The organism is Thiorhodococcus minor (assembly GCF_010820565.1).
GTDB lineage: Bacteria > Pseudomonadota > Gammaproteobacteria > Chromatiales > Chromatiaceae > Thiorhodococcus > Thiorhodococcus minor.
This window is the reverse complement of record NZ_JAAIJQ010000030.1, coordinates 58,481-68,080: the sequence shown is the minus strand read 5'-3', so window position 1 is coordinate 68,080 and position 9,600 is coordinate 58,481. Positions and strand designations below refer to the sequence as shown.

Genomic DNA, 9,600 nt, shown 5'->3' with positions numbered 1-9,600 from the left:
CTGGGCTCGGCCGCGGTGCATACGCCACCCATGCCGCATCGGCTCCTGGTTCTGGCTGAGCCTTGTTAATAATCAGGTGCGGTCAAGCGTGTGTCACGCCTACAGACCGGCAGCGGACAACCCCAGATCGATTGCTAAAGCGAAACGGCTCTCCAGTGCCGCCGCAGCGAGGGCACTCGATGCCGTTGGGAAAGCAGCGCGCGTACAGGTAGTCGATACAGGCAGCTTCGTTCGGGAAAATGCGCTGGAAGTCGGGAAGGGACTTCGGCGTCGGCAGATCCTGCGGCAGATCGGTTGGCATCCGCGCAGAGCATGCCGGCTGCCTGTGGGAGGCAACCGGATAGGCATGGGTGAATCCAGTCTCTTGATCGACCGTCCCGGCGCGACCTCGCCGGCGGCACAGGGCGTCTCAATCGATATCAGGGCGTCTCAGCCACTGCGACTGGCGCGCTTGCGCTCGTGCTCTTTCAAGAAACGCTTGCGCACCCGGATGGCGCTGGGGGTGATCTCGACTAGCTCATCGTCTTCGATGAATTCCAGCGCCTGCTCTAGCGTGAACTTCACGGCCGGGGTGAGCAGGATGTTCTCGTCCGAGCCTGAGGCGCGGATGTTGGTCAGCTGCTTGGCCTTGAGCGGGTTGACGGTCAGGTCGTTGTCGCGGGAGTGGATGCCGACGACCTGGCCCTCGTAGACCTCCTCGCCGGGCGAGACCATCATGCGGCCGCGCTCCTGGAGGTTGAACAGCGCGTAGCCCAGCGCCTTGCCGGTGGCGTTGGAGATCAAGGCGCCGTTGCGGCGCGGCGCGATGCCGCCCATGTTGGCGGGGCGGTAGCGGTCGAAGACGTGGTACTTGAGTCCGCTGCCCGAGGTGAGGGACATGAACTCGGTCTGAAAGCCGATCAGGCCGCGCGAGGGGATTTCGTAGTCCAGGCGGACGCGGCCCTTGCCGTCCGGCACCATGTCCTTGAGCTCGGCGCGGCGCTCGCCCAGGGCCTGCATGATGGCGCCCTGGGAGGATTCGTCCAGGTCGACGGTGAGCTGCTCGTAGGGCTCGCAGATCTGGCCGTCGATCTCGCGGAAGATGACCTCCGGGCGCGAGACCGCCATCTCGAAGCCCTCGCGGCGCATGTTCTCGAGCAGGATGGACAGATGCAGCTCGCCCCGACCGGAGACGCGGAACTTCTCGGGGTCGTTGCCTTCTTCGACGCGCAGGGCGACGTTATGGATGAGCTCGCGCTCGAGCCGGTCCTTGAGCTGGCGCGAGGTCAGGTATTTGCCGTCCTTGCCCGCGAAGGGCGAGGTGTTGACCTGGAAGGTCATGGTCACGGTCGGCTCGTCGACGGTCAGGGCGGGGAGCGCATGGACGTGCTCGGGGTCGCAGAGGGTGTCCGAGACATTGGGTGCCTCGATGCCGGTCAGGGCGACGATGTCTCCGGCGGTGGCGAGATCCACCTCGTGCCGATCCAGTCCCAGGTAGCCGTAGACCAGCCCGATCTTGGCCTTGTGCCGTTCGCCGTCGCGCTTGACGACCACCACCTGCTGATTGGGCCGCAGGCTGCCATGGCGGATGCGTCCGACCGCGATGGCGCCGACGTAGGAGCTGTAGTTCAGGGTCGAGACCTGCATTTGGAAGGGTGCGTCCGGGTCGACCTCGGGTGCCGGGCAGTGCTCGACGATCGCCTCGAAGAGCGGGGTCATGTCGCCGCTGTCGACACTGTCATCGAGCCCGGCGAAGCCATTGATCGCGGAGGCGTAGACGATGGGGAAGTCGAGCTGCTCGTCGGTGGCGCCCAGGCGGTCGAAGAGGTCGAAGACCTGGTCGATGACCCAGTCCGGGCGCGCGCCGGGGCGGTCGATCTTGTTCACGACCACGATCGGCCGCAGCCCGTGCGCGAAGGCCTTGCTGGTGACGAAGCGCGTCTGCGGCATGGGGCCTTCCTGGGCGTCGACCAGCAGCAGCACGGAGTCGACCATGGAGAGCACGCGCTCCACCTCGCCGCCGAAGTCGGCATGGCCTGGGGTATCGACGATGTTGATGCGGTAGTCGTTCCAGCGGATCGCCGTGTTCTTCGACAGGATGGTGATGCCGCGCTCCTTCTCCAGCGCGTTGGAGTCCATCACGCGCTCCACTGGTCCGAAGCGGTCGCCCAGGGTGCCTGACTGCTGCAGGAGCTTGTCCACCAGGGTGGTCTTGCCATGATCGACGTGCGCGATGATGGCGATGTTGCGAAGGGTCTCGATCACGGCGGCAAGGCTCCGGGGAATAGCAGCACCGGCCAACGGCAGTCGGCTCGGACTGTGAAATAAAGGGTGGGGCAATGGCCGTGCGCCTGGACGATGTGCCCGGATGTGGCCAGCCGCCTAGTATATACCGAATTCGATAACGACTGTGTGGCTCGAGTCCGCCGTGCCGTTAGACGTCTTGCCTGCCATGGCAGCAAATTCAGCATCTTCTGAAATGCTGGGCGAAAGATTTAGCCGTCAATGCTTCGACTCCTCATCTTCATTTCGTCGCAACAGGTCGCCCATCAAGGACTTTTCCAAGATGCCCACAGAAGCTGTGGATAACTATGTGCACAAGTTTCGGGAACAGGCTCGGAGTGCCCCTGGCGCCTGGGCTCGAAACAGATTGCACAAATTTTGACCGCTCATAAAAGCGCTTTTGAATCAGATGTTTAGCGATTTTTGCGTCTAGGGGGAAGTGCGGCCTTCCGGGGTTGGCTACGCGGCTGTGGCCGGTGTTGACACTTGTGAACAAATGCGATTGTCCGTGACGGCTAGGGATGGAGATGCGCTGTCGCGCCTGCCGCTGCCATGACGACTTGGATGCCTAGGCGGATCGGGTGACTGCGCGGACCCCGTCCCACCAAATGGGCCTATAAATCAATATAATCAGGTAGTTGACCAGGGTTGCGCTCGACCCGGAAAAGGCACAGCATACGCGGAGAGGAGGACAGACCGCGGGCTCGACCGCGGCGATTGCGACGCCGCCAGGCGCTTCGCCACTTCACTTACCGCCACCCCGGGACTTAGAAGTACAAGAGCATGACGCCCACCGACCTCAATGCCGTTCGCGAGCACATCGCCTCACGCATCATCGGCCAGCAATCCTTCATCGACAGCATGCTCGTCTGCTTGCTCAGCGATGGTCACTTGCTGGTGGAGGGGATGCCGGGGCTGGCCAAAACGACGGCCGTGAAGGCCTTGGCCGAATCCCTGGACGGCGATTTCCACCGCATCCAGTTCACTCCGGATCTTCTGCCGTCGGACCTCATCGGAACGGACATCTATCGCCACGAAAAGGGCGAGTTCGAGTTTCGTCAGGGTCCACTGTTTCACAACATGCTGCTTGCGGACGAGGTGAATCGCGCCCCGGCCAAGGTACAGTCCGCGCTGCTGGAGGCGATGGCGGAGCATCAGATCACCGTCGGCCAGAAGACCTATCCATTGCCTCAGCTCTTCATGGTACTGGCGACCCAGAACCCGGTGGAGCAAGAAGGGACCTATCACCTTCCCGAGGCGCAGCTCGACCGTTTTCTGATGCAGGCGGTGGTGACCTATCCGACCCGCGACGAGGAGCTGAAGATCCTGGAGCTGGACAGCCAGCAACAGCAGCACAGCTATGCGCCTCCGGCCAAGCGGCTGAGCCAGGCGGAGCTCTTCGCGATGCGTCGCGATGTCGCCAACCTCTATCTGGACCCCAAGCTGCACAGCTACATCGTGGATCTGGTGCAGGCCACGCGGGAGCCGAAGCTCTACGACAAGGATCTCGGCCGCTGGTGCCGCTTCGGCGCCTCGCCGCGTGCCAGTATCGCCTTGGCCCGCTGCGCGCGCGCTCGTGCTTGGATGGACGGCGACAACTTCGTCGCGCCCCACCACATCCAGGCGGTTGCGCCGGAGATCCTGCGGCATCGGCTGCTGCTGACCTTCGAGGCCGAGGCCGAGGGCATCACCACGGATTCCTTCATCCAGCGGTTGCTGTCCCTGGTTGCGATTCCCTAGGCGTGGCTGGTACTCCGTGCTCGCGGTGGGTGTGGCCTGAGTGTCGGCACGATAGGGTCGGAAGGCTGTAGGGTGGACAAGCGCAGCGCAGTCCACCAGCGTTGGCGCGGACCTCTGTGGACTTCGCTCTCGCTCGTCCACCCTACGCCCTTCCTCACTCCATGGCCGCTTTGCACTGGCGCCGGTCCCGACATCAATCCACATTCGAGCACCTCAGACGACTGCGAATGAGCCTCTATCCAAGACTCGACGATCTGCTGGAGCTTCGTCATCAGGCCCATACCCTGGGGCTGCAGTCGCATCATCTGGTCAATTCGGCCTTCGCCGGTCTCTATGCCTCCGTCTTTCGCGGCGCCGGGGTGAACTTCGAGGAGGTGCGCGAGTACCGCGAGGGCGACGATATTCGTTACATGGACTGGAAGGTCACGGCGCGGACCAATGAGCCGCACATGAAGATCTTCCGCGAGGAGCGCGAGCGCTCGGTCGTGCTCTGCGTCGATAAGGGACCGCACATGGGGTTCGGTACGCGCGGCACCTTCAAGTCCGTTCAGGCCGCGCGCGCGGCGGCGCTCATCGGCTGGGCCGCGAGCCGTCTCAACGACCGGGTGGGTGGGCTGGTGTTCGGCGATCCAGAGGCCGGGCTGCAGCATTTCAGGCCGTCGCGCGGCCGGCGCGCGCTCTGGCAGCTGCTGCGCACGCTGAGCGAGCCGGGCGCGGAGACGCATCCCTCGGTCGACTGTCTGAGTGGCGCGCTCAGGCGCGCAACCTCGGGTCTGCCGACCGGCTCTCTGGTCTTCGTCATTGCCGACTTGAATCGCGACGCCATGGGTCTGGAGCAGGTGCTGGGTGGGCTCTGCCAGCGCAATACCGTCGCACTCGTCCCCATCGACGATCCGGCGGACTGGGAGATTCCATCCATGGGCGTCGCCACCTTCACGGGCACGGACGGCGAGCTGGTCGAGATCGATACCGACGACGCCGAGGCCGCTCGGCTCTACCTCCAGGCCTGGGAAGAGCGGCGCGAGCGGCTCCAGGCCATGGCGCACCGGCTGCACATCGTGATGCTGCCCGTGCGCACCGACACCGAGATCCACCTCACCCTCATTCGCAATCTGGAGCAGCGCGCGCGCTCGCGGGCAGTCTGATGGATCCGATTCTCTCACCCCTCCAGCAGGCTCCGCAGCTCCGGGACATCCGGGACATTTCGTCGATCCCCTGGTGGCCGCCGGCGCCGGGCTGGTGGCTGATCCTGGGGGCGGTCCTCTTGATCGGCTATGCCATCTGGCGCTGGCGAACGCCCTTGAGCCTGCGCGTGCCGATCCCTGGTATCACCCTGGGGACCTGGCGCTGGGATGCCGCCGCTGCCCTGCGGGACCTCCGGCGCCGTGCGCAAGGCGGACAGGACCCGAAGGCGACGGCGAGCGAGCTTTCGGAGCTGCTGCGCCGCATCGCCATGGCGCGGCTCGGGCGTCCGGCCTGTGCCGGCCTCACGGGTCCGGCCTGGCTGGAGTGGCTGCAGGCGCAGGATCCCAACGGCTTCGCCTGGCGCGAGCGCGGCCAGCCGCTGCTGGTCGCCCCCTATGCACCCCCGGGTGTCACCGCACAAGACCTCATGGCCCTGATCGAGGCCGCCGAGGGCTGGGTAAGCGCGCGCGAGCCCAAACGGCGTCGCTGGCGACGGTGGCGCTCGAGGTCGGCCTCCGCGCCTGCAGGAGGCGGCCATGTTTGAATTCCATTGGCCCTGGGCCGGGCTGCTGCTGCCCCTCCCATGGATCCTGCCCTACCTCTGGCCGGATCGCGGGGAGCAGGTCGAGGAGACCCTGGAGGGGCAGCGCGAGACGCTGCTCCATCCGCGGCTCGACGAGCTGCGAGCCGCCTTCAGTGTGCGCCGGCCCCGGCTGCAACTGGCCGGCTGGCTGCACCGGGCGCTGCTCTATCTGCTCTGGATCGCACTGGTCGTCGCCCTCATGCGCCCACAGTGGCTGACGCCCTATACGGAAGTGAGCACGCCTGGCTACGACCTCATGATCGCCGTGGATGCCTCACACTCCATGGAGGCGCTCGACTTCACCGTCGAGGGCCGCCAGGTCAACCGCATGGCGGTGGTGAAGGGCGTCATGGGACGCTTCATCGACAACCGCGACGGCGACCGGGTTGGGCTCATCCTCTTCGGCAGCCAGGCCTTCATCCTCTCGCCGCTGAGCTTGGATCGTCACGCCGTGCATCAGCTGCTCGACGGCGTCGTGCCCGGGATCGCCGGGCCGGCGACGGCGCTTGGCGACGCCATTGCGCTCGGCGTCGGCAAGCTGCGTGAGCGCCCGGAGGGGTCGCGCGTCATGATCGTGATCGCGGACGGCGACAACAACGCGGGCAGCTTCGGACCCAAGGAGGCAGCACTGCTGGCGCGCGCCACCGGCACGCGCATCTATGTCATCGGTGTGGGCAGCAAGCAGAAGGACATCCCCATCTTCGAGGACGGTAGGGTGCGCTATCGCGACGACCTCACCATGGACGAGGAAACCCTGCAGGAGATCGCCGGCCTGACCGGCGGCGGCTACTTCCGCGCGACCGATACCCGGGCGCTCGAGGAGATCTCGACCCGCGTCGGCCAGCTCGAGAAGACCGAGGCCGAGGCGCGCACCGCCTTCCTGCCCAAACCCCTCTACCGCTGGCCCCTGGGGATCGCGCTGCTGGCGCTGCTCGCGCTCGGCCTCTTCCCCGAGGGGCGCAAGCGTTATCTGCGCAGGCTTGCCAGTGGCTAATCAAGGCTTTCACTTCGACCAACCGCTCTGGCTCCTGGGGCTGCTCGCCATCGTCCCAGTCGCCATTTGGCTCGTGCGCAGTGCCGCGCGTGCAGCCAAGGGGCCTATCCACCGCTATGCGGATCCGCACCTGCTGCCCCATCTGACGGGCGCGCGCGATCTGCGGGCCACCGAGCGTTGGGGCCGCTTCCTGCGCTGGAGCCTGCTGTGGACCCTGCTGCTGGTCGCCATGGCCGGTCCGCGCTGGGACTATGACGACGTGCGCCTCTTCCACCCCGGCAACAATCTGCTGGTGCTCTTGGATATCTCGCGCTCCATGCTGGCCGAGGACGTCAGTCCCAGCCGCCTCGGGCGTGCCCGTCAAGAGCTGCAGGATCTCATCGTCAAGAATCGCGAGGTGCGCCTGGGGCTGATCGTCTTCGCCTCTGTGCCCCATGTGCTGTCGCCCATCACAGAGGATTCCACCAGTATTCTCAATACGCTGCCTGCGCTCTCCGTCGACCTGGCCAGCCCCAGTCTCCAGGGAAGCAGTCTGACGCGGGCGCTGGATCGGGCCGAGAGCCTGCTCGCCGGCCTGCCCGAGGACAGTGCGCGGGCCATTCTGCTGATCTCGGACGGGGACCTCGTCGAGCCGGGCTTGCGGGATCGCGTCTCGCGGCTCGCCGCGCAGGGCGTGCGCTTCCACGCGCTGGGCGTCGGCGGGCCTCAGGGCGCGACGGTGCCGGCGCCTCAGGGCGGCGTGGTGGTGGATCCGGCCGACCCCGACCATAAGCCGGTGCGCTCGGCCCTCAATGAGCGGCTGCTGGAGAGCCTGGCGCAGGCCGGTGGCGGGCTCTATCTGCGCGCTGACTATCGCGACTCGGACACGGACCAGATTCTCGCCGCAGCGACCCTGAGTCATCGTCCGCCGGAGGCGAGCGACACCAGCACGCGGATCTGGAACGAGCGCTTCTGGCTGCCGGTCCTGGTGCTCGTTGCCCTGCTGCTGCCCCAGTTCCGTGGAGCACGCAAGGGCGCGCGGCGCGGCCGGCTTGCCCCCCAGTCTTCGCGGGGTGCCAGCTCATGAGTCTGCGCGAGCACGCGATACGCCTTGCCGCTTCTATCGGCGCGACCCTCGGCCTGTTCGCACTGCCGGCGCATGCGGACTGGCTGCGCACGGATGAGCAGAAGGCCTATGACACCTACCTCGCCGGCGACTACGAGACCGCGGCGGCTGCCTTCAAGGACCCTTATCGCAAGGGTGTCGCCCTCTATCGCGAGGGTGACTATCAAGAGGCCGAGCGCGCCTTCAGCGAGGCCATCGATGGTGCCTCCGGCGAGGATGCCCAGTACAACCTGGGCAACAGCCGTTTCCAGCTCGGCGACTATACCGGCGCCGCCAAGGCCTATGAGCGGGTTCTGAGCACCAATCCTTCCCATGAGGATGCTGCCTACAACCTGGCGTTGACCCGTGCCATGCTGGCGCGCCTGGAGCAGGAGCAGTTCCGCGACCAGGCCGAGGAGGAAGCGCAGGAGGAGACCGAGGGCGACAAGGGCGAGCAGGACCGCCGCGACCAGTCCCTGGAGCAGCGCCGATCGCAAGAGCAGCAGGAATCCGCGCAGCAGGAGCGATCCGAAGAAGAGCAGCGCTCGGAGCAGCAGCCATCCGAGCAGGAGCAGTCGCAGGATCAGCAATCCCAGCAGCAGGAGTCTTCCAGCCAGCAGGAGCAGTCCGAGCAGCAAGAGCAGTCGCAGCAGGAGTCTTCCAGCGAGCAGCAGCAATCCGGCGAGCAGCAGGAGAGCGAGCAGCAGCAATCCGGAGAGGGCGAGCCACAGGAATCCGGCTCTTCCTCGGACGCGCAGGAGCAGCAAGGCGAGGAATCGAAGGGTGAGTCGGGTCAGCAGGACGAGCAATCCGGTGACACCGGTCGTCAGGAAAGCCGCGAGGGCCAGGGAAGCGAGCGCGACGAATCCGAGGGTGGAGGCGACGCGTCGGAGCAAGAGACCGGGCAGCAAGGCTCGAAGACCGAGGAGTCGACCGGCGGCGGGGCCTCTGGCGAGGAGACCGATCGCTCGGCTGGCGACCGCGAGGACTCCAAGGATCAAGCGTCCGGCAAGCGACAGGATGAGCAGGAGCGCTCAGAGGACGGTGCCGCGCCCGACCAAGAGGCCGCGGAGCAAGATCAGGAGGGCGAGCCCAAGGAGCAGCGTCCGGAAGGCGAGCAGGGTGGCGAGGAGCGCGACATGCAGCAGCCTGAGGACAAATCCGGGCAGAAGGGCGAAGACGAGGGTACGCGCGCGTCCGAGCGCAAGGAGCCGACCGACGAGAAGGCCCCGGGCGGCGAGGAGGAGCGCGACCAGGCCGGCGGCGAGAAGGAAGGCGAGGCGGACAAGGGCGGCTCCGAGCAAGAGCCGCGAGAAAGCGACGCGGGCGGCGGCAGAGAGGAGACAGAGCGCGAGGACGAGACTGGACGTGGTCGCGAAGAGCGCCAAGATTCCGAGCAGGTCGGGCCTCCGCGTCCGCGAGGCGCCGCAAAGCCGCCCGAGCTGCCCCAAAGCGTCGATGCGCAGCAGGCCAAGGCCGTCGACCAATTCGACCAGCTCGGTTTCCAGCCGGGGACCGACCAAGACGCGGAGACGCGCGAAGGTCAGATGCCGTCGCTCGATGGTCTGCGGCTCATGGGCGGTCCCGGCATGGCCGCCATGGAGCAACGGCTGAGACAGATTCAGGGTGATCCCACGCTGCTCATGCGCAACCAGTTCCGCATCGAAGAGCTGCGCGAGGCCCAGGGTGCGACCGGCGGCTGGCGGGAGACGCGCCCATGGTAAAGGCTTGGGATTTGGTTTGGTCGGCGTC

The 9,600-nt window shown here is 66.3% G+C and carries 7 protein-coding genes and 1 pseudogene; 6 read left to right on the top strand and 2 right to left on the bottom strand.

What is annotated here, in order from left to right:
* Positions 1 to 77 precede the first annotated feature (77 nt).
* Together G3446_RS11920 and typA are read right to left on the bottom strand one after the other, a co-directional pair.
* Positions 78 to 301: pseudogene (locus tag G3446_RS11920) on the bottom strand (transposase); the annotation flags it as partial.
* 128 nt (positions 302 to 429) lie between these two features.
* The gene (gene typA / locus G3446_RS11915) at positions 430 to 2,244 is read right to left on the bottom strand and encodes a translational GTPase TypA (RefSeq protein WP_164453053.1); all 1,815 of its coding nucleotides are present in this window, start codon (positions 2,242 to 2,244) and stop codon (positions 430 to 432) included.
* An 801-nt stretch (positions 2,245 to 3,045) separates the two neighbouring features.
* On the opposite strand from typA, the gene G3446_RS11910 reads away from it, so the two are divergent.
* From G3446_RS11910 to G3446_RS11885, 6 genes are all read left to right on the top strand, one after another.
* Positions 3,046 to 4,002: an AAA family ATPase gene (locus G3446_RS11910; protein ID WP_164453052.1), complete on the top strand. Its 957-nt coding sequence runs from the start codon at positions 3,046 to 3,048 to the stop codon at positions 4,000 to 4,002.
* Between the two features lie 227 nt (positions 4,003 to 4,229).
* Positions 4,230 to 5,147, top strand: coding sequence for a DUF58 domain-containing protein (locus G3446_RS11905; RefSeq protein ID WP_164453051.1), 918 nt, complete (start codon positions 4,230 to 4,232; stop codon positions 5,145 to 5,147).
* The gene (locus G3446_RS11900; protein ID WP_164453050.1) at positions 5,147 to 5,731 is read left to right on the top strand and encodes a DUF4381 domain-containing protein; all 585 of its coding nucleotides are present in this window, start codon (positions 5,147 to 5,149) and stop codon (positions 5,729 to 5,731) included. The genes G3446_RS11905 and G3446_RS11900 overlap by 1 nt, the downstream gene beginning before the upstream one ends.
* Positions 5,724 to 6,764: a VWA domain-containing protein gene (locus G3446_RS11895; RefSeq protein WP_164453049.1), complete on the top strand. Its 1,041-nt coding sequence runs from the start codon at positions 5,724 to 5,726 to the stop codon at positions 6,762 to 6,764. The genes G3446_RS11900 and G3446_RS11895 overlap by 8 nt, the downstream gene beginning before the upstream one ends.
* Positions 6,757 to 7,830 carry a VWA domain-containing protein gene (locus G3446_RS11890; RefSeq protein ID WP_164453048.1) on the top strand — a complete coding sequence of 358 codons (1,074 nt, stop codon included), beginning with the start codon at positions 6,757 to 6,759 and terminating at the stop codon, positions 7,828 to 7,830. The genes G3446_RS11895 and G3446_RS11890 overlap by 8 nt, the downstream gene beginning before the upstream one ends.
* On the top strand, positions 7,827 to 9,572 hold the full coding sequence (locus G3446_RS11885) for a tetratricopeptide repeat protein (RefSeq protein ID WP_164453047.1): 1,746 nt from the start codon (positions 7,827 to 7,829) through the stop codon (positions 9,570 to 9,572). Before G3446_RS11890 ends, G3446_RS11885 begins: the two co-directional genes overlap by 4 nt.
* Positions 9,573 to 9,600: the final 28 nt, after the last annotated feature.